The organism is Flavobacterium johnsoniae UW101 (genome assembly GCF_000016645.1).
Lineage (GTDB): Bacteria > Bacteroidota > Bacteroidia > Flavobacteriales > Flavobacteriaceae > Flavobacterium > Flavobacterium johnsoniae.
Window position 1 is genome coordinate 2,746,251 of sequence record NC_009441.1, and the last position, 21,058, is coordinate 2,767,308.

Sequence of the window (21,058 nt, forward strand, 5' to 3'; positions counted from 1 at the left end):
CCCTAGTAAATGACAATTCCAGCACAATTTGACGCTAAGACGATTGAGAGTAAATGGTATGATTACTGGATGAAAAACAACTATTTTCATTCAGAACCAGATCATAGAACACCGTACACCATTGTAATCCCGCCGCCAAACGTCACTGGAGTCCTTCACATGGGACATATGTTGAATAATACGATTCAGGATGTTTTAATTCGTAGAGCGCGTCTAAAAGGATTCAACGCTTGCTGGGTTCCGGGAACAGATCACGCATCGATTGCTACAGAAGCAAAAGTAGTAGCAAAATTAAAAGCAGAAGGAATCAATAAAAACGATTTAACCCGTGAAGAATTCCTAAAACATGCTTGGGAATGGACCGATAAATACGGTGGAACAATCTTAGAACAGCTTAAGAAATTAGGAGCTTCCTGCGATTGGGAACGCACCAAATTTACTATGGATCCAGATATGTCTGCATCTGTAATTAAATCGTTTGTAGATTTATACAACAAAGGATTAATCTACAGAGGATACCGTATGGTAAACTGGGATCCGGAAGCAAAAACTACGCTTTCAGACGAAGAGGTAATTTATGAAGAACAACAAGGAAAATTATTTTTCTTAAAATATAAAATCGAAGGTTCAGAAGATTTCTTGACCATTGCAACAACACGTCCAGAAACTATTTTTGGAGATACGGCAATCTGTATCAATCCAAACGACGAGCGTTTTACACATTTAAAAGGTAAAAAAGCAATCGTTCCAATTTGCGGAAGAGTAATTCCGATTATTGAAGATGAATATGTAGATGTTGAATTTGGAACGGGATGTTTAAAAGTAACGCCTGCTCACGATATGAACGATAAAACTTTGGGTGAAAAACACAATCTTGAAATCGTTGATATTTTTAATGAAGACGCAACTTTAAATAGTTTCGGATTACATTATCAAGGAAAAGACCGTTTTGTAGTTCGTACAGAAATTGCAAAAGAACTAGAAGAAATTGGCGCTTTAGCAAAAACAGAAACACACTTAAATAAAGTAGGAACTTCTGAAAGAACAAAAGCGGTAATCGAACCAAGATTATCAGACCAATGGTTCTTGAAAATGGAAGAATTAGTAAAACCAGCAATTAAGTCGGTTTTAGAAACAGGAGAAATTAAATTGCATCCAAAACGTTTCGAAAATACGTATGCGCATTGGTTAAACAACATTCGTGACTGGAATATTTCTCGTCAGTTATGGTGGGGACAACAAATTCCGGCATACTATTACGGAGACGGAAAGGAAGATTTCGTAGTTGCTGAAAATATCGAAGACGCATTAAAATTAGCACAAGCTAAAACCAACAACAAACAACTAACAACCGACAACTTAAAACAAGATGTTGATGCATTAGATACTTGGTTTTCATCTTGGTTATGGCCAATGTCAGTTTTTGGTGGAATTATGGATCCAGAAAGTCCAGATTTTAAATATTACTATCCAACAAATGACTTGGTAACAGGTCCGGATATTTTATTTTTCTGGGTTGCAAGAATGATTATTGCAGGTTACGAATATGCAGGCGAAAAACCATTTACAAATGTATATTTGACTGGTTTGGTTCGTGATAAAAAACGTCGTAAAATGTCTAAATCATTAGGAAACTCTCCTGATCCTTTAGACTTGATCGATAAATTTAGTGCAGACGGTGTTCGTGTAGGATTGCTTTTAAGTGCTTCTGCAGGAAACGATATTATGTTTGATGAGGAATTGTGCAGTCAGGGAAAAGCGTTTTCAAACAAAATCTGGAATGCTTTCAAATTGATTAAAGGATGGGAAGTTTCAGAAACTATCGCACAGCCAGAATCATCAAAAGTGGCAATCGAATGGTATGAAGCTAAATTGCAGCAGACTTTAGTTGATATTGAAGATAATTTCGAGAAATACAGAATTTCAGATTCATTGATGGCGATCTATAAATTGGTTTGGGATGATTTCTGTTCTTGGTTCTTAGAAATGATTAAACCTGCATACCAACAGCCAATTGACAGCGTAACTTTTGCGAAAGCGATCGAAATGTTAGAAAACAACTTGAAGTTATTGCACCCATTTATGCCATTCTTGACAGAGGAAATCTGGCAGTTAATTGCTGAAAGAACTCCGGAAGAAGCTTTAATTGTTTCGACTTGGCCAGAAGTAAAACCATTTGATGCTAAATTAATTGCTGATTTTGAAAATTCAATTGAAGTAATTTCTGGAATTAGAACAATCAGAAAAGACAAAAATATTCCGTTTAAAGATGCGATCGAATTAAAAGGAATCAACAGCGAAAATGTTTCTACTTATTTTGATTCAATTATAACAAAATTAGGAAACGTTTCTGCTTTCGAATATGTTTCAGAAAAAGTAGACGGGGCATTGTCTTTCCGTGTAAAATCGAATGAATATTTCATTCCGATTACAGGAAACATCGACGTTGAGGCTGAAATTGCAAAACTGACAGAAGAACTAAATTACACAAAAGGATTCTTGAAATCTGTAGAAGCGAAACTTTCAAATGAGAAATTCGTAAACGGAGCTCCAGAGAAAGTCCTTAACTTAGAAAAACAAAAACAAGCAGATGCTTTAGCAAAAATTGCTACAATTGAGCAGAGTTTAGCTGGTTTGAAATAAGAATCAGATTGATTTAAAATAGAAAAGCTGTCCACGTTGGACAGCTTTTTTTGTTTTTGTCATTCCGAGGAACGAGGAATCACACTCGGAAATCGACAAAGATTGGAGAATCACTGTACAGAGTTTTATGTGTGATTCCTCGTTCCTCGGAATGACAAAATTATGTTATTTTTGTTTCTTCAAAACCAAAAACAAAGGATAAGAAACAATTGCAATTCCAACAATAATAATAAAGCTTTTAGGGTCGCTGTAAATGAATCCAGCAAGTAATGCGATAGAAAATATAATCGCTATTATAGTTGTCCACGGATACCAAAAAGAACGATAGGGTCTTGGTAGATCCGGTTCTGTAGTTCTTAGTTTTAAAAGTGAATAATAGGCCAGTCCCCAAACGATTATCGAGATAAAAGCTGCAAAAGAAAATAAGACTTCAAAAGAACCAATGCAGATTAAAAACAAACTGAAAAATGATGAAACCAAAAGCGCAACAATTGGTGTTCCGCCTTTATTGACTTGAGTTCCTTTTTCGATAAAAAATCCGTCACGACTTAATCCGTACAAAATTCTTGGCGGAATCATCATAAACGCATTCAAAATACTAATTAAGGAGAAAATAGAAATTATGGTAACGATTTTAGCTCCGCTGTCACCGAAAAGAATTTTTGCAACATCGGCAGCAGCCAGATTCGATTTTGCTATAGTTTCGATTGGGAGAACGTGAAAAAAAGCTGCATTTACCAAAATATAAATGGCTACAACAAGCAGAACGCCGCTGTACAAAGATTTCGGAATATTTTTGCTTGGATTTTCATTTTCTTCAGCAAAAAAACAAACACCGTTCCAGCCGTTGTAAGTCCCAATAATAAGCTGTAAAGATTTGAAGAATCCGAAAATAAGTCCGATTTGAAAAATTGAATTATCTGTTTTGATTGGCGGAACTTCAACTCCAGAATACATAAAACAAGCCGTAACCAAAGCTACAAAGCAAATTACTTTTAAGAAACTGGTAATCTGCTGAATGACGCTTCCGTTTTTTACGCCGCTTAAATGCAATAATACAAATGCAACCAATAAAGAAATAGATAATACGGTAGAATAATGTGCTAATTGCGGAAATAAAATAATGGTGTATTCGCTGATTACAATACAGTAAAAAGCAGGAGGGATGGCATTTACAATATAATCGTACCATCCTGAAAGAAATCCGGCATAATCACCCAAAGCTCTTTTAATATAATTATAAGATCCGCCATTGATTTTTTGGAGAATCTGACATTTCTTGAATTTGTTTTTTAGGATGATATTTTCAGGCAAAAATAGTGTTAATTGAATTATAATTGAGCTTAAAATAAAAATCCCAAGATTTTCTAGTGAAACTGAAAATCTTGGGATAAAATCAAAACTCTAATTCAATATTTTAGAACTTGTATCGCAGGCTTGTCATAACTTGGCGAGGAGCAATTGGGTTTACACTGTAGTTTTCGTGAACAGTATAATTTAACTCGTTTGTAATGTTTGATAGTTTGCAAAGAATAGAGAATTTTCTCCATGTATATCCAGCTGAAACATCAATAGTTGTGTAACCATCAATAGGTATTTCTCTGTGGTAGATACCATCAGGATATTTGACAAGATCTGTGCTGTATTGATCATTCCAGCCTCCAAAACGGTCACCAATATAGTTTCCAATCGCTCCTATAGAAACTCCTTTAAAGAAACCTTCAGGAACTAGGTAATAGAAACTTAAATTTGCAGTATTGGCAGGAGTTCTAACAAGACGGTCACCTTCTATAAAACTTCCGTTTAAACCAGATGTTTTAGTATAACGCATATCATTGTAACTGTAACCAGCAATAATGCTAAGTCCTTCAATTGGTCTTGCAGTAACGTCTACTTCAATACCTTTACTTTTAGTTTCTCCGCTTAATACTTTTACGTTAGTATCTGAGTTTAAACTTCCGTCAGCTTTAAATTCAGCTGTTTGCGCCAGATTGCTGTTTACGATTTGATAAACTGTAACATTGGTGCTTAGCATTCCTTCTAAGAAATCAGTTTTAATACCAGCTTCATACTGATCAATAATAGATGGCTCAATTGGTTTTAAATCAGCTGTAGTTCCCGTGTTTGGAGTAAATGAAGTAGAATAACTTCCAAAGATAGAAATATCTTTTCTTGGCTGATAAATTAATCCAAATTTTGGAGAAAATGCGTTGTCTAATTTTTTAGCACCAACTGTTTGAACTGCATTTTCAGGTTTAACGTTTTGCACTTTATTGGCATAAACTTCTTTGTAAGTCGTAACTTCAGCTTCCTGCCATGACCATCTTACACCTGCCAATACTTTGAATTTGTCTGTAATAGAAATCAAATCCTGAAAATAAACCCCAAAACGATTTGTTTCTGTTTTTGCAATTTGAGTTGTTCTGGCATCCGGAATAGTATTTTTTTGCGTTGACGGATCAAAATTGAAAAGATTAATAGTGTCATAATTTGCAGGGTCAAATGCAAAAGTATAAGCTGTTGCAAATGAGTTTTCCCAGTCAGCACCTGTAAATATCTGATGCTTTACAGATCCAGTGTTAAAGTTCCCCTGAAGACTTATCTGATCTCCTAATATTTGTTCCAGGTTTTCGTTTTGAACCAATGGTCTAGTCCATTCTCCATTATCTTTAACAGATGATAATTGTGCTGTAGATTTTGAAGCTCTATCGTAATTTTGGAAAGAACTATTGAAATTAAGTTTCCAGTTTTTATTAAAATCATGATTTAATAATACAGAAGCGCTGGAAGATTTAGTAGTACCATTTGACCAAAGTGATCCGTAAAAAGTATTACGAGGTAAATCTAGAATTTTTGTTCCAATAATTCCTGTTCCGAAATCAGGAGTCCAGTCTGCTGATAAATAATCTCCCTGAAGCGTAATTTGTGTTTTAGGATTAATTACAAAAAGCAGCGATGGGTTAATGTATAAACGTTCGTTTTTTACTACATCTCTAAAGCTTTCTGAATTTTCGTAAGAACCATTAATTCTAAAAGCGACTGATTTACTTAAACCACCGTAAAAATCAAAAGCAGGTTTGTAATACGCAAAACTTCCTATCTGCATCGATACTTCGCCGCCACTTTTAAATTGAGGAGTTTTGGTTACCAGGTTAACGATTCCTCCCGGAGCAACATTTCCAAATAATAGGGCAGAACCTCCTTTTAGAAATTCTACTTTGTCTAAACCAGAAACATCAGGAATTGATCCAGAATTGTAACGGAATCCGTTTTTAAACATATTATTGGCAGATAAATCATAACCTCTAGAAAAGAAAGATTCCTGAGCACCGCCTCGCGCAGAACCAACATAAACACCGTTGGCATTTTTAAGAACTTCACTTAATCTGATAGCCTGCTGTTGTTCGATAACTTCAGAACCAATAACTTGTATGGTTTGCGGATTATCCATTGGTTTTAATCCAGAGCGAACTGCTGTTACCGGTTTTGGCTCTTTGTTTTTAGTAACAATTACTTCGTTTAATATTTCTCCTTTTTTGCCCTTTACAGTATCTGTAACAGAAGCTCCAGATTCATTATTTGAATAACTCTGGCCGTAAGAGACGAAACTTAATAATCCTAAGACAAATAGTAAATTATATTTCATGGTATTTATTTAGATTCAATAAAAATTATCGAATGCAAATATAAATACACATCTTCTTTAACAGGAAATTAAGAAGTGCTTTTCTTCCTTAAACCTTACTTAGTCTTTTCTTAAGATTCACTTAAGAATTTTCTAATTCTATTTTAATTTTGTATTAATGTTGGATTTCAAGCAAAAAAAACCTTGCCGGAAAGCAAGGTTTTTTAATTGAAAATCTAATTATATGTTTTAAAAGATTACTTTACCACAATTTGGTAAGTAGCCATTTTCCAGATTTCATCATATTTTTTTCCGTTATGTTCACCAGCTGATTTATCAGTGTGAGCATATTCTACCATGTAGTTTCCAGACCAGATTGGAGTAAAAGAAAATTCTCCTTTATCGTTTGTCCATAATTCTTTTTCCCATCCATTTGGAGCGATAACTTTGATTTTTGCCTCTTTAGCAATAGCTCCGTCATAAGAAGCAACTCCAGTTACTTTAGCATCTTTTTTTGCTGTATCTGCATTTTCTGAGAAAACAGCAATTTTATTAGTGTTTGCTGTAATATTATTTCCAGATGCTTTGTTTCCAACAACAACCGTTGCACTTGAGTTGTAATCTAATTTCATTGTACCGTAAACATCTTTAACTGTGTGCTGCATTACAATTGTGTAAACACCGTCTTCAGTTGGTGTAAAGAAAGCCTGGTATTTATTATCTAAAGCTTTAGAAGTAAGTTTTGTTTCTTTTTTTGAAGGAGAAATTACTACCAAAGAGAAATCTTTTAAATCAGAGAACCATTTATCTGCTTTTGTAATATCATTATCTGAGAATTCGCCAAAGTAAATAGAAATTTCCTGAGCTTTTCCTTTTGTTCCTGTTGCTTTAGTTTCGATCCAAAGTGCGTGTGCAAAAAGCTGAGGTGCAGTAAAAAACATTAAAAAAGCAAATGTTATTAATTTAAAAGTTTTTGATTTCATAAGATCAGGTTTAAAATTATTAAAATGATATTTTTCACAAACATACGTCTTATTTAGAATAATTAAAAATAAAACAATAAAAAAAGCCCCAAACCATATAATTATATGGTTTGGGGCTTTTAAAATTTTTAAGCTTATTTAGAATTTATAAGTAAAACTAGCAGCAACGTTTCTTGGTTTCTGCGGATTTACTGTAGACCATCCTCCGTTAAAGTAATCTTTATTGGTAATATTATTTACATTTAAGCTTACGCGGAATTTATTTGAGTTATAGAAAACAGATCCGTTGATAACAGTGTAAGCAGGAAGAACAAATTTTCCTGTAACATCACTGTCTAAAACAGCATTATCACTGGCATAATTTCCACCAAATCCAAGTCCGAAGTTTTCTAATGCACCTTCATCAAATTTATAAGTAGCCCAAAGATTTACCAGGTTTTTTGGCCCTGCCCAGAAAGGTCTTTTTCCTTCATCTAACCAAACGTTGTTTATGTCTCCTTTGGTAATTTTACTTTGATTGTAGCTGTATCCGGCAATAATGCTGAAATTTTTTGATACTGCAGCATTCAAATCAAATTCAAATCCCTGACTTCTTGCTTCACCGCCTTGTGAACTATACATTGGATTGCTGGTAACTAAATTAGCAACATTAATATCATAATAACTAGCGGCAGCAGTTACTTTATCTGAAAATAAATCAGCTTTAATACCAGCTTCTAATTGATCAGCATGTTCTGGTTCAAAAGTTTTTGTTCCAATTACATTTCCGCTTCCGTCATAAACCAATCCTGGTGCAATATTTCTAAAACCATTCATGTAATTTGCAAAAACAGATAATTGATCCTGAATTGGCTGATAAACTACTCCAAATTTTGGAGAAAGTGCTGTTTGATTATAATTATCTGTATCTTTTTTGATATTTCCTTCATTATCAAAATAATCTACTCTTAAACTCGCCATTACTAACAAAGCAGGCGTAATGTTTAAAACATCTGAAACATAAGCGCTGTAAGCTGCATCTTTGGAATTATAATCCGGTCCCGGTGCAGAAGCTAATAATTTATCTACTGATGTCTGGCTTAAATTGTAAGAATTTGCTGGATCCAGCTGTCTTACTTCACCCTGAGGTGTAACGTTATAAAGGTGTGCATAACCTGAACCTCCAAACATTAAATTTCTTTCAAAATAATCTAAACCGGCCACAAGACGATTTCTCATTTTTCCAATTTTGAAATCTCCAATAAAATTCTGCTGGATATCAGTTGTTGCAGTTTGAGAATTTTCTTTTGTGATCCAGAAAGCAAAATCTCTATTCCCGTCTTCATTGTCAGACATGTAAGAGTAATATCCTTTTGATTTAGTTGAAGTTCTTGAAAGAATAGTCTGCGAAGTCCATTGGTCAGAAATCTTGTAATTCATCTGAGCCTGCAGATTAAATCTCGGATTTTTCATTGGTAAATCGTTGCTGTAAAAAGATAATTTTGTATTGTAATTTAAATCATTTAAATCAGCATACTGAAGTTTTGAGTACTGGCCTAAAAACAATATAGGTGATGCTGCTTTTTCTTCAGCCATAAATTCAGTATTAATCAAGAAAGACAATTTCTCATTTACTTTATAAGAAAGGGAAGGAGCAACAAAAATTGAAGTTCTATACCCAGCGTCCTGAAAACTGTTTTCTGTCTGGTAAGCCGCATTAATTCTAAAAGCTGCATTATCATTATCGTCAAGCGGTGTATTAACATCTGCAGTAACTCTGTTTAAGCCAAAGCTTCCTGCTATATATGAAACTTCACCGCCAAAACCGCTGTATGGTTTTTTAGTAACAGTATTAATAAGACCGCCGTAGCTTACTAAACTGCTTCCAAATAAAGTTCCAGATGGTCCTTTGATGACTTCGATACGTTCAATATTTGCCGGATCTAAACTTCCTCTTGTTAATCCAGGCAGTCCGTTTACAACATTGGCCTGAACTTCAAAACCACGTAATGAATAAAATGAACCTCCATCACCGCCACGTCCTGTAGACTGCCATAATTTTTGAATTCCCGGAACATTTTTTAAAGCATCATCATAATTTGTAATTACCTGTTCTTTCATTAATTCAGATGAAACAATATTGTAAACCTGAGGATTTTCAACGTTTTTTAGAGGCATTTTTGATACAAAGCTGCTTTGTTTTGGAAATGCTTTGCCTCTGGAATTGGTAACAATAATTTCTTTTAACTGTTTATTTGAAACTTTCAGCTGTAAGTTTAATGACGATGTTTCGCTTGCAGAAACAGTAACATCTTGTTCCAGAGTTTCGTAACCTGATAATGAAACCTGAACAGTATAAGTATTTGGTTTTACTCGGTTGAATTCAAAAGAACCATCTTCTTCAGAAACAGTTCCGTATTTTGAGTTTTTTAGAATGATATTTACGCCAATTGCAGGTTCGCCATCAGAGGTTGTAATGTTTCCTTTAATTTTTCCGTCAGTCTGTTGAGCGTTTACAGTGCTTGTAAAAATAAAAAGCAGTGCTGTTAAGTACATAAAACGCTTCATGCTGCGGTTAAAATAATTCATGATTTTTTTCTTTTTAAGTGGATTACGGGGGATGTGTAAGATTGGTAAAAACACCGCAAATGTAGAAATTATAATTTTTTTAACAATACTGTGAACCCTTATAATTACTTCGTTTTGTTAGTTTTTTTGTTATTTCTTCCCCACCAGATTAAAAAACCGGTAACTGGTAAACTTGCACAAATCAGGCTGGCAAAAAAGGCGAGTACTTTTCCCGGAAATCCAAGGATACTTCCAACATGCAAATCGTAATTAATAAACCGAAACTTCTCACCATTATTCTTCTCGTGATAAGTCTCAATTTTTAAAGGTTTGGCTGTATAACGATCAAATTCAATGGAGATATCATCAAAACGATTATTGTATCTTATAAATGTGCTAAATGTTGCCAGCGAATCTTTTTCTTCAGGTACAAACAAATAAAAACTTTTTGCTTTAGGCTGCGATTGTCTAATGGAAGCGTAAATCTTATCAGTGGGCATTTTTTTAGTGTATTGAGTAGTATCAGAAACGAATCTCTCGTTTTCAAATGTTTTCCCACCATTAAGCAGCCATTGTACCCCTTTATCATAAGACTGAAATGCCCAGACTAATCCTGTCAAGGCGATTAGTAAAGCAAAAAGCATCGAATAGAATCCGAGAATATTATGTAAATCGTAGTTCTTGCGTTTCCATTTAGTACTGTTTTTCCATTTAAACGAAAAACGTTGTTTAGCCGCCTGCTTGTTTTTGGGCCACCAAAGTATAAGACCGGTAATAAGCGAAATAATAAATACAATAGTTGCCGTTCCTACAATTGGATCTCCAATATCGCTGTTGAGACATAATGTTTGATGCAGCATTCGAACAAAAACAAAAAACTCGAAATTATAATCTTCTTGTTTTTTTACATTTCCGGTAAAAGGATCCAGATAGAGATAAGTATTATGATATTGATTCCAGTACCAAAACGCATCTTTGTCTAATTCTTTATAAAACCAGATAACTACAGTACGATCATCATCGCTAAACGTCCTGCATCCTGAAAAAGATTGTTTAGGATAATCAGAATTTGCATTTTTTGCAATTTCAATTAATTGGCTTAAAGGTAATTTTTTGTCCTTTATTTGATCTACGTAATAATAATCATGAACAATAGGACGTAATTCTTCTTCAAAGCAATATAGGCATCCTGTAATACCCAATATAACTACAATTAAACCGGAAGATAATCCCAGCCATAAATGGATTTTTAGAATTAATTTTTTAAAAGTCATTTACTAAGATTTATAAATAAAATGTTTAACAAAAAGAAACACCTCCGTTGTATTACAGAGGTGTTGTTTTAAGAAAAAAAATGACTTTAGAATTTTAATGTCAAATTCACTAAGAAGTTTGTTGGAGCTTGAGAGTTTCCATAAAAATCCCAGTATTTTTCGTTTGAAAGATTGTTGAATTTAAGTCCGACTCTCCAGGTAGGCTGATCGTAAAATACAGTAGCATTTGCCGTAGTATAAGAAGGAATGTAAAAAACATTGTCATCAAACATATAACTTTTTCCAACATAATTAATTCCAAATCCAGCTCCTAAACCTTTTACAGTGTTTTGTAAGGTATAAGTTGTCCAGAAATTTGCAACGTTTTCTGGAGCTCCAACAGCTTTTTTGCCAGTAGCAGGAATTGTATTGTCATTAAAAGCATATCCGACAATAATGTTAAAACCGTTAATTGGATTAGCAATTAATTCAAAGTCAAAACCTTTACTGACTTGTTCTCCATTTTGATAAGCAAAACCATTATTGTCATATTGTACTGCATTGTCAATTTTGATATTATAATAACTTAAAGTAGTACTTAATTTTTTATTGAATGCTTCAACCTTAACACCAGCTTCATATTGTACGGCATATACTGGATCTAAAATCAATCTAGTAGCATCTGGTTGTGTAGCAGGAGGCGAATTTTGAAATCCGTTCATGTAATTTCCAAAGATCGAAACCTGATCTTTAACAACCTGATACACTAATCCTAATTTTGGAGATAATGCCGTTTGATTGTAACCTTCTGTACCTTCAACAGTATCTAGTTTATAGTTGTCTAAACGTAAACTAAGCATTGCTGATAATCTTTCAGTAAAATTAATAACATCCGAAGCGTAAACGCTAAAAGTCTTATTGGTAGTAACTGGATATGCAGTTTGTTTTAATGTAGCATCTACCGTTTTTCTTCTCATAGGATCAAAAGGAGTTCTCACGTCTATAGTATCAATATACGCTGTTGCTCCAGAAGAGAATCCGCTTTTATTAAAATTGTAATTTGCACCAACTAATAGTTTATGTTTAATACTGCCTGTTGCAAACTGGCCGTTAATATTTTGCTGAATATTAGTGTAATTGTCATAAATAGGTCCCCAGTTTCCAACTCTTCTTGCCGCTTGGTATGGGTTTAACCAAAGCGTATAAGTCTGATAACTACGATCTACGTTTTCTCCCATAAAAGAGAATAGAGTAGTAGATTTCCAATTTTCTGATATTTGATATTCTGCCTGAGCGAAAACTTTATTTGCAGAAGTTTTAGCATCATTATCATCATAGAATAATGATTTTTTGTAGTCAATTTTCAAATCACCAGGGTTTGTAATTCCGGAAGCAGCATCATATCTATGATAAGTACGTCTGGTATTGTTTGAACTGATGTATTCAGCATCGATATTAAAAGTAAGTTTTTCGTTTGCTTTAAAAGTTAAACTTGGAGTAACGGCAACCGTATTATTGAAGCCATAATCTAAAAAGCTTTTTTCTCTGTTAACTGCAGCATTTATTCTAAATAATACCGTTTTTTCTTCATTTAAAGGTGTGTTAATATCTGCAGTAAAGCGATTTAAGTTAAAACTTCCCGTAGTATAAGAAACCTCTGTTGCAGTTGTTTCAAAAGGTTTTTTGGTAACAAGGTTTACAACACCTCCAAAAGATGAAATAGTAGAACCAAATAAAGTTCCGGATGGACCTTTTAAAATCTCAATTCTTTCTACGTTAGCAAGATCAGTAGAAGAACGGTTAGTTGAGGTTTCCATACCATTTCTGGCATTAATTCCAGTAGTAAATCCTCTAAAAGTTACAGCAACACCTCCTGAAGGATACGTAACAGGAACTGCTCCGGGTGAGTTCTGTACTGCACTTTTAATATCTACAGAAACCTGCTCTAAAAGAAGTTCTTTATGTATAACGTTATAAACTTGTGGATTTTCCAGATTTGTTAAAGGCATTCTGGCAACATAATCTGTTTTTTTAGACAAAATGCTTTTTTTGTTGTTTATGACAACCTCTTTTAATTCTTTGTTAGAAACTTTTAACTGCAGATTTACAGTAGTTGTTTCGCTTTCGGCAACAATTACTTCACTTTCCAGGGTTTCGTATCCTGTTAAAGAAACTTGTAAAGTATAAGTGTTGGGTTTTATTCTGTTAAATTCAAAATTTCCGCTCTCATCAGAAACTGCCCAGTATTTTGAGTTTTTTAATATGATATTTACTCCGGCAGCTTGTTCACCATCTGAAGTTGTGATGGTTCCTTTAATTTTTCCATTTTGCTGTGCAGACATGGTTAAGAACGTAAAGACAAAACTAATTGTCATTAGAAAACGTAATGTTTTCGGCTTAAAATATTTCATTGGTTTAAAAATTGGTTTGTAATTAAAATTTATTTAGAATAAATAAAAACAGTGCAAATGTAAAAATTATTGTTTTTTTAACAAATAATATTTAAATTCATTTGTTTATAGGCTTTTTGAGACTAAATAAGAAAGAAAAGTCTTTTGTTTTTTCTGAAATAAAACCGAAAAATTGTATGTATTTATTAAAGTGTAAAACCGACAATAATTCGTTTTAAAAGCTTTATTTTTGCAGTCTGAAATAAAAGACTTCATGATTTTACCTTTTTTCAAAAAGATTCAAAACACGCCTAGAGGGTATCGAATAGCAAATACTGTATTTTTCTTTCTTTCTGGTTTTGGTTATTCTTCATGGGTTTCCAGAATTCCGCATATCCAAGCACAGCTGCATTTATCTGAAGCTGAATTTGGAGCTGTTTTATTTGCTTTTCCAATAGGTTTAATGCTTACAATGCCGTTTACCGGAAAGCTGTTAAACAAGTACAGCAGCCGTTATATTATGCTGCTTGGAGCAGTTATGTTTAATGTGGCTTTGTCTTTGCCTGGTTTAGCCGCATTTGTCTGGCAGCTGGTAATTATACTTTTGTTTTTTGGAGCTTCGCGTAATATTTTCAATTTGTCAATCAATGCGCAGTCTCTTGAAGTGCAGAAACTCTATCCAAAATCGATTATTACCCGTTTTCATGCAGTTTGGAGTATTGCTGTTTTCTCTGGAGCCGGTTTAGGTTATGTAATGGTAACGCAGAAAATTGCTCCATCACATCATTTACTGGGAGTAAGTATTTTTATGCTGGCTCTTACAGCTTGTTTTTACCCAATGAGTATTCATAATGAACCTGTTCCGGTTAAAAAGAAGTTTTTCTCGATGCCGGAAAAGAATCTTATAAAGTTTGCCTTGATTTGTTTCGTGTCTATGGCCTGTGAAAATACGATGTATGACTGGAGCGGTATTTATTTTGAGAATATCTTAAAGGCTTCTCCAAAATTAACAAGTGCTGCTTTTGTGTTTTTTGCATCGGCAGTAACTTTAGGACGTATATTTGGCGATTATGGCGTAATGAAATTTGGAACTAAAAAAATCCTGCTTTACAGCGGAATTTTAATCACTGCTGGTTTTGGTCTTTGTTTTATCCTGCCGTATGCTTACCCAACTATTTTTGGTTATGTTTTAATAGGGTTTGGAGTTTCTTGTGTGGTGCCGCTGGTGTTTAGTATTGCCGGAAGATCTTCAAAATTAAGCAGCGGATCTGCTTTGACTTCTATATCTACAATTGGTTATCTTGGTTTTTTACTAGTACCGCCAATGGTTGGTTTTATATCAGAATATCTAAGTATGAAATGGGCGTTTTTGATTATGGCGCTTTTAGGAATTGTGATGATTTTTATGGTGAATAAGATAGGGGAGAATGAGTGATTTTTTTTAAAGTCGCTAAGTTACTGAGGTTCTAAGTTTCTTTGCTTGTAAATCTATCTTATCGCTTTTTCATAATAAATTTCTCGGTATAAGGTTTGCCTTTTTTCAAACCTGAAATTTCTGCTATTAGCGAATCTTTCTCAACCAGATTGTAAATGATTTTATTTGGATAATCGTGTTTTGGGTTTTCAAAAACAATCTGATTATCTGCAGCCGAGGTCATTTCAAAACTTACGGGCAATTCTTGATTCTGCCCCGGAACTGTTACTATATAAGCTAATTTTCCGTTTGCTTCCTCAAGACGTACGTGTTCTGCAAAAACGGTATCATTTTGTCCCACAACAAAATAGGATTCTCCTAAATAAACCGAATCATTTTCTTTTTTCCATCGTTCCGTAAGTTCACCATCTGCCGATTTATTTCTCCATTCGCCAATAAACCATTCGGCTTTTGCAAGTTTAGAATAGATTTTTGCGGGAGTTTCTGGTTTAGTTTCTTTTTTGCAAGAGGTTAGAATTGCAAAAGTTAAAATCAAAATTGAGGGAAATAGAATGTGTTTTGATTTCATGATTAGTTTGTGTTTGGATTCAAGCCTTGATATGCTTATTGTTTTTACAAATAAATTTTAAAACTATTTTGCAAGTTCTTGTGACCAAGCAATTATATTGTATTTTTCTTTTATTGAAATTAATTTTTCTTTTACCCCTTCTATTGAATCAGAATAAATTTTTATTAATTCTGATGTTAAAGAATTGACTTCATCTACAGATTCTTTTAAATTATTTTCAGTTGTCATTTCATTAACAATATTTAATGCTGTATCTATGTAGAATTCAACATCTTCGTTACTAGAAAGCTGACAAAAATCATAAATATCTTTAGCATGTCTAAGAGACCAAAGGAATGCTCCATTATTATGTTTAGAATCTAGACAGCTAAAAAACATTGTTTTTGAATGATTTAAATTATTTTTTGCTTCTAAAGCAATATGTTTTTGTCTGCTAATTTCTATTTCATCTCTGATGGTTTTGAATTGATTAAGAAGTTTTTTTAATTCATTTTTATTCTTTTTATTATAAAGTTTTGGAATTAAAAAACCGATTAAAAAAATAGAAATTGCTACGATTGTTGAGAAAATAGCAGTTAATATTGTCAATTGATTTGAAAATACTGAATCTTTATACTCGTAAACTTTAATTTTATCCTTTAATTCTATTATTTCTCTGTTTTGAATCGAATCATTTTTTTTAATTTCTAATAATTTTTGAATGTTATCTTTATTTGATTGAAGGTTAGAAAAAGAAAAAGATACAAAAATGGAAGTAATAAACGTAATTAAGAGTAATTTATATTTCATTTTATTAAATGTAAAAAGTTATATATTACTTTATTTTTGTCATTACAAACTTTTCTGAACTAGGTTTTCCTTGTAAATTTCCAGAGATTTCAGCAGTTAAAGTATTATCAGCGTTTTTGGTATAAGTGATTTTTTGCGGATAATCGTGTTTTGGATTTTCAAAAACCAATTGTTTGTCAGATTCTGCGGTTGATGCAAAAGCAACGGCTTTATCTTCATTTTGTCCTTTTACGGTTGCAAAATAGGTTAGGGTTTCGCCTTTTTGAGCCAGAACTATTGTTTCAAAATGCAGTGTATCTTTTCCTTTTATGTAATATGAAGACGCATTAAAAGTACTGTCGTTTAGTTTCTGCCAGTTTTCAGTTAAAATACCTTCAGCCGATTTGTTTTCCCAGTTTCCGATAATCCAGTCGGCGATTTTAATTTTATCTTTTTCAACAGATTCTTTCTTCTGGCAAGAAACAGCAGCTAATACAAGCGTTAAAAGAGTAATTTTCTGGAACATATTTTATAAGATTTGGTTTTGTAATGTGCTACTAAAGTATGAAAAAAATGTTTGCTGCGACTCGACCGAAGGGAATTGACGAAGTAATTATAAAAAATTCCAGAAATAATTTGTGGATAAAGAAATGTGGTATTGACTGTGAAAAGTATTTTTGTCTCTCGCAGATTTAGCAGATTAGGCTGATTTTTTTAATTCTAATATAAATTAAATCTGCAAAATCTGCGTGTAAAAATGAATTAGTGAGAATTCGTATAATTAGTGGCAAAAAAACACAGTCAAAAATCATTTTAATCCCTTTAATCTGTGACAAGAAAAACTAAACGCTTCCCTCTAAAATAGAGTAGACCAATTCCTTTGTTGGTTTTTGATCTTGAAGTTTTGCGCGGACTTCATCAAAAGTAACTTTAAAATCACAACCCGATTTATATTCAGAACATCCGTAAGCGGTTTTTCCTTTTAAGATGTTTCCTTTTTTGCATTTTGGGCAGGATAAAGAATCTGATGCTGTTTCCTTAGTTGTCTTTTTTATATACGTTTTTTTAGGCTCAAGTTTAAGTTTGTAATTCTCTTCAAAACGAATTAAACCTTCAACTGTTCCGGCATCGGTTTTAAAACCTTTTATGTTTACGGTTGAGCCTTTTTGAACTAATCGTAAATATTGGCTTTCGGTAATTTTTTTATCATGAAAACCATAAGGAAGTACAAAATCGCATCCCGATTTATATTCAGAACACCCAAAAGCCGATTTCCCTTTTATAAAATTTCCTTTCTGGCATTTCGGACAAGTTTCTGCCAAAATTCCTGCGGCTTTCTTTTTCTCCGCTTTTACAGCTGGTTTCTGGATCGTTGCAGCATGCGAAATATTGGCGTGTCTGGTTTCACTTCGTACTTCGGTAACCAAAGCTTCGACCATGCGTTTCATGTTTCTGATAAAAGCAGCTGCTGTAAAAGTACCTTTTTCGATATCTTTCAATTGCTTTTCCCACGAACCTGTAAGCTCAGCCGATTTTATCAATTCATTCTGAATCGTATCAATCAACTGAATTCCTGTTGTAGTTGGTAAAACCTGTTTTTTATTTCGAACAATATACTGACGTTTAAAAAGCGTTTCGATAATGTTCGCTCGTGTAGACGGACGACCAATTCCGTTTTCTTTCATCAATTCGCGTAAATCTTCGTCGTCTACTTGTTTTCCTGCGGTTTCCATGGCACGCAGCAAAGTTGCTTCGGTAAAATGATTAGGCGGTTTGGTTTCTTTTTGAAGAAATGAAGGTTCATGCGGTCCTTTTTCCCCCACAACAAAACTCGGCAGTAAATCCGGTTCTTTTTCTTTCGCATTCGGATCTTCAAAAACCACACGGAAACCTTTCTTTAAGATTTCTTTTCCTGTCGCTTTAAAAGTTACGTCGGCAGCTTTTCCAATTACAGTTGTGTTGGCAACAAGACAATCGTCGTAAAATACAGCAAGAAAACGTTTTACAATTATATCGTAAACTTGCTGCTGATTATAAGGCAGATTAATTTCTATTCCGGTTGGAATAATTGCATGGTGATCTGTTACTTTTTTGTCGTTGAAAACTTTAGGCGATTTTTTAATTTTTTTTCCTAAAAGCGGTTCTGTTAAATGACTATAATTAGTCAGTTTTTGCAGAATCCCTGGTACTTTTGGATAAATATCTCCAGGCAGAAAAGTGGTATCAACTCTGGGATAAGTAATGGCTTTTTGTTCGTATAAAGTCTGCGCAATTTTAAGCGTTTCTTCTGCCGAAAATCCAAATTTTTGGTTGCAATACACCTGTAAACCTGTCAAGTCAAATAGTTTTGGAGCATATTCGTTTCCGTTTTTTTTATCAACAGAAACAATTTCAAAATCACTTTCCTTTACTTTTTCAGCCAGAATTTCTCCGTCTTCTTTTTTTAGAAAACGCCCTTCTTCATAACTAAAAAGCGTTTCTCTGTATAAAGTCTGCAATTCCCAATACGGCTGCGGTTTAAAGTTTTCGATTTCTTTAAATCGGTCTACAACCATTGCCAGTGTTGGTGTTTGTACGCGTCCAATAGACAAAACTTGTTTGTAACCGCCATGTTTTACGGTATACAAACGAGTTGCATTCATCCCTAGAAGCCAGTCGCCAATGGCTCTCGAAAATCCGGCGTAGAATAAATTATCATAGTTTTCAGAAGGTTTCAGGTTGTCAAAACCTTCTTTTATGGCTTCGGTGGTTAAGGAAGAAATCCATAAACGTTTTATTTCGCCTTTGTAATGCGCTTCGTTCATTACCCAGCGCTGGATTAATTCTCCTTCTTGCCCGGCATCCCCGCAGTTTATGACTAATTCGGCTTTATCAAAAAGTGTTTTGATGATTTTAAACTGTTTCTGGATTCCCGAATTCTGAACAACTTTGGTTTCGAATTTTTCAGGAAGCATGGGCAGATTGTTTAAATCCCAGCTTTTCCAGTGCGGTTTGTAATCGTTAGGTTCTTTTAAGGTGCATAAATGCCCAAAAGTGTAGGTTACGGCATATCCGTTCCCTTCGTAATATCCGTCGTGCTTGGTATTGGCGCCCAAAACAGATGCGATTTCACGTGCTACACTTGGTTTCTCAGCAATACATACCTTCATTTTCTCCTTTTCTTATTGAAGAGCGAAGTTAGGATTTTTATGAGAAAGGGACAAAGGTTCTTAGTTACAAAGGGGCAATAAAACATAAAAACCACAAACAAGAGCTTGTGGTTTTTATGTTTATATATTTAAAAGTAAAGCGGTTGTTATTTTGCTTTTGCCTGCTTTAATTTTAGACGTATATTGAATTGTTTGACGATTTCTTTAACATGTGCATCTTTGATTTGTTTTCTGTTCAAACCCTGTAGATTTTGTACATATCCTGTAAAAACATGGCTTATAAAAAGAGGCGATTCAGCAGAATTGTTAGATGCATTGTGGCAGGAGAAACAATTAACAAGATTGTCTACAGTATTTCCATGTATAGATGATGGACCAAATCCTACCTGAACATAGGTTTCCATAGTAATATTGTAAGCTGCAGTAGAACCTCTGGTTAGATCTCCCGGTGAAGAATTTGAAAGATTATAGCTCAACGAATCTAATAAAGCCGCTTGTGCCGGAGTGCTGTTGTATCCTGCAGTATTTATCCATAATGAACCATTGTAGAAATAATTGTTCCAAATACCTTTCAGCTGTGTTTTAACGCTTTGGTTAATAGTACGAATGTTATTGAAGTTTTCAGAACCATTTTGGCTTGTATCCATATAAAGCTGCACATTAAAAGAACCTTTCATTGCTTTTTCTACAGGAACGCCATATTTGTAGACAGAAAAGACATCAGTGTAATTTCCATTTCCTGTAGTTATATTCTGAACCGTTGCTGTGCTGTTTTTATTAAAAAACGGATAATCAACTGTACTTGTTACTGGAGCATCAGCTGTTGGCGTAGCTTTAGTCCAGTCATAAGCAGGCGCAAGGTTTTCATGTTCAAAAGTTGCCCATACAAATTCGGGATGATTTTCTACAATTCCCACGACATGCATTCCTAAAAGTGCTACTTTTGTTTTTACTCCGTTTATTACGCCCTGAGTAACAAAATAAGTAGAAGTATCTTTAAGAGCACTCGCATCAATCCATGAAGTTTTTAGTTCTAATGCTCCTACAGGAAAAGTGATGTCTTTTACTTTTGTAGGATCATTTTTGGCAATTGGGCCATATTTTATCATAGTGTCGTAAAGAAGCTTGTCCATAAATATAGAATAATAGACTGTAGTTTGTTTAGGAACACCTGATTGGTATTTAGGAGTTTGTAAAATATCAGTATTAGAACTTGCCTGAGCAGTATCTGTTAAAACAATTCCGTTGCTTGGGTCTAATTTCTGGCCTGCTGCGTTCACCTGAATTAGATTGGTCATAAATAAAGGTTTTCCATTAACTTCATTAGTCAGCCATAGAAATTTTTGCCATGACCACTGATGAAAGTCACAATTCGTTACCGTAGCATTGTTGGCAAATACGCTTGTTGGTCCTTCATTTGGCGGAGGAGTCTGGCGGGTATTGTTTACCATCGTAAACCAATTAGCAGGAGCTAAACACTCAGAAGAAGCTGCGCTTTTGTTTACTGTTGTATAATTATCATTTTTTCCCTTTGCGTCCTTTTTACAAGCGCTTAATGCGATTATTATGATAAAAAGGCATACCATTTTTGTAGTTTTCATAACATGGGGCTTTAGTTGGTTTATTTAATTATCTTTTTTTGAATACCTGAAAGTAGATAATTAAGAAAGTGACTTTTGAAAAAATGTCACAAGTCC

Annotated in this window: 13 protein-coding genes; 2 read left to right on the forward strand and 11 right to left on the reverse strand. The window is 33.9% G+C overall.

From position 1 onward, the window contains the following. The first annotated feature begins 9 nt into the window (after nt 1-9). Nucleotides 10-2,643, forward strand: coding sequence for a valine--tRNA ligase (locus FJOH_RS11860; RefSeq protein ID WP_012024344.1), 2,634 nt, complete (start codon nt 10-12; stop codon nt 2,641-2,643). 165 nt (nt 2,644-2,808) lie between these two features. On the opposite strand, the gene FJOH_RS11865 is transcribed toward FJOH_RS11860, so the two are convergent. The 6 genes from FJOH_RS11865 to FJOH_RS11890 form a co-directional block, all read right to left on the reverse strand. Further along, on the reverse strand, nt 2,809-3,957 hold the full coding sequence (locus FJOH_RS11865; protein ID WP_012024345.1) for an APC family permease: 1,149 nt from the start codon (nt 3,955-3,957) through the stop codon (nt 2,809-2,811). A gap of 103 nt (nt 3,958-4,060) precedes the next feature. Further along, complete coding sequence (locus FJOH_RS11870; RefSeq protein ID WP_012024346.1) at nt 4,061-6,289, reverse strand: TonB-dependent siderophore receptor; 2,229 nt, start codon at nt 6,287-6,289, stop codon at nt 4,061-4,063. 236 nt (nt 6,290-6,525) lie between these two features. Further along, nucleotides 6,526-7,251, reverse strand: a complete 726-nt coding sequence (locus FJOH_RS11875) for a DUF4198 domain-containing protein (RefSeq protein ID WP_012024347.1) — start codon at nt 7,249-7,251, stop codon at nt 6,526-6,528. A gap of 138 nt (nt 7,252-7,389) precedes the next feature. Next, entirely contained in the window at nt 7,390-9,819 is a 2,430-nt protein-coding gene (locus FJOH_RS11880) for a TonB-dependent receptor (protein WP_012024348.1), read from the reverse strand. Between the two features lie 104 nt (nt 9,820-9,923). Continuing rightward, the gene (locus FJOH_RS11885; RefSeq protein ID WP_012024349.1) at nt 9,924-11,072 is read right to left on the reverse strand and encodes a PepSY-associated TM helix domain-containing protein; all 1,149 of its coding nucleotides are present in this window, start codon (nt 11,070-11,072) and stop codon (nt 9,924-9,926) included. A gap of 86 nt (nt 11,073-11,158) precedes the next feature. Further along, complete coding sequence (locus FJOH_RS11890) at nt 11,159-13,462, reverse strand: TonB-dependent receptor (protein ID WP_012024350.1); 2,304 nt, start codon at nt 13,460-13,462, stop codon at nt 11,159-11,161. Nucleotides 13,463-13,715: 253 nt separating this feature from the next. Here FJOH_RS11890 and FJOH_RS11895 point away from each other — a divergent pair, with 253 nt between their 5' ends. After that, nucleotides 13,716-14,876 (forward strand): MFS transporter, encoded by a 1,161-nt coding sequence (locus FJOH_RS11895; protein WP_012024351.1) that lies wholly within the window; start codon nt 13,716-13,718, stop codon nt 14,874-14,876. A gap of 58 nt (nt 14,877-14,934) precedes the next feature. Here the strand turns inward: FJOH_RS11895 and FJOH_RS11900 are convergent, their stop codons facing one another. The 5 genes from FJOH_RS11900 to FJOH_RS11920 form a co-directional block, all read right to left on the reverse strand. Next, the gene (locus tag FJOH_RS11900; RefSeq protein WP_012024352.1) at nt 14,935-15,444 is read right to left on the reverse strand and encodes a DUF6265 family protein; all 510 of its coding nucleotides are present in this window, start codon (nt 15,442-15,444) and stop codon (nt 14,935-14,937) included. 63 nt (nt 15,445-15,507) lie between these two features. After that, nucleotides 15,508-16,233, reverse strand: a complete 726-nt coding sequence (locus FJOH_RS11905) for a hypothetical protein (RefSeq protein WP_012024353.1) — start codon at nt 16,231-16,233, stop codon at nt 15,508-15,510. 25 nt (nt 16,234-16,258) lie between these two features. Next, nucleotides 16,259-16,738 (reverse strand): DUF6265 family protein, encoded by a 480-nt coding sequence (locus tag FJOH_RS11910; RefSeq protein WP_012024354.1) that lies wholly within the window; start codon nt 16,736-16,738, stop codon nt 16,259-16,261. Between the two features lie 316 nt (nt 16,739-17,054). Beyond that, nucleotides 17,055-19,361, reverse strand: a complete 2,307-nt coding sequence (locus FJOH_RS11915; protein WP_012024355.1) for a DNA topoisomerase 3 — start codon at nt 19,359-19,361, stop codon at nt 17,055-17,057. A gap of 146 nt (nt 19,362-19,507) precedes the next feature. Continuing rightward, nucleotides 19,508-20,962, reverse strand: coding sequence for a hypothetical protein (locus FJOH_RS11920; RefSeq protein ID WP_012024356.1), 1,455 nt, complete (start codon nt 20,960-20,962; stop codon nt 19,508-19,510). Nucleotides 20,963-21,058: the final 96 nt, after the last annotated feature.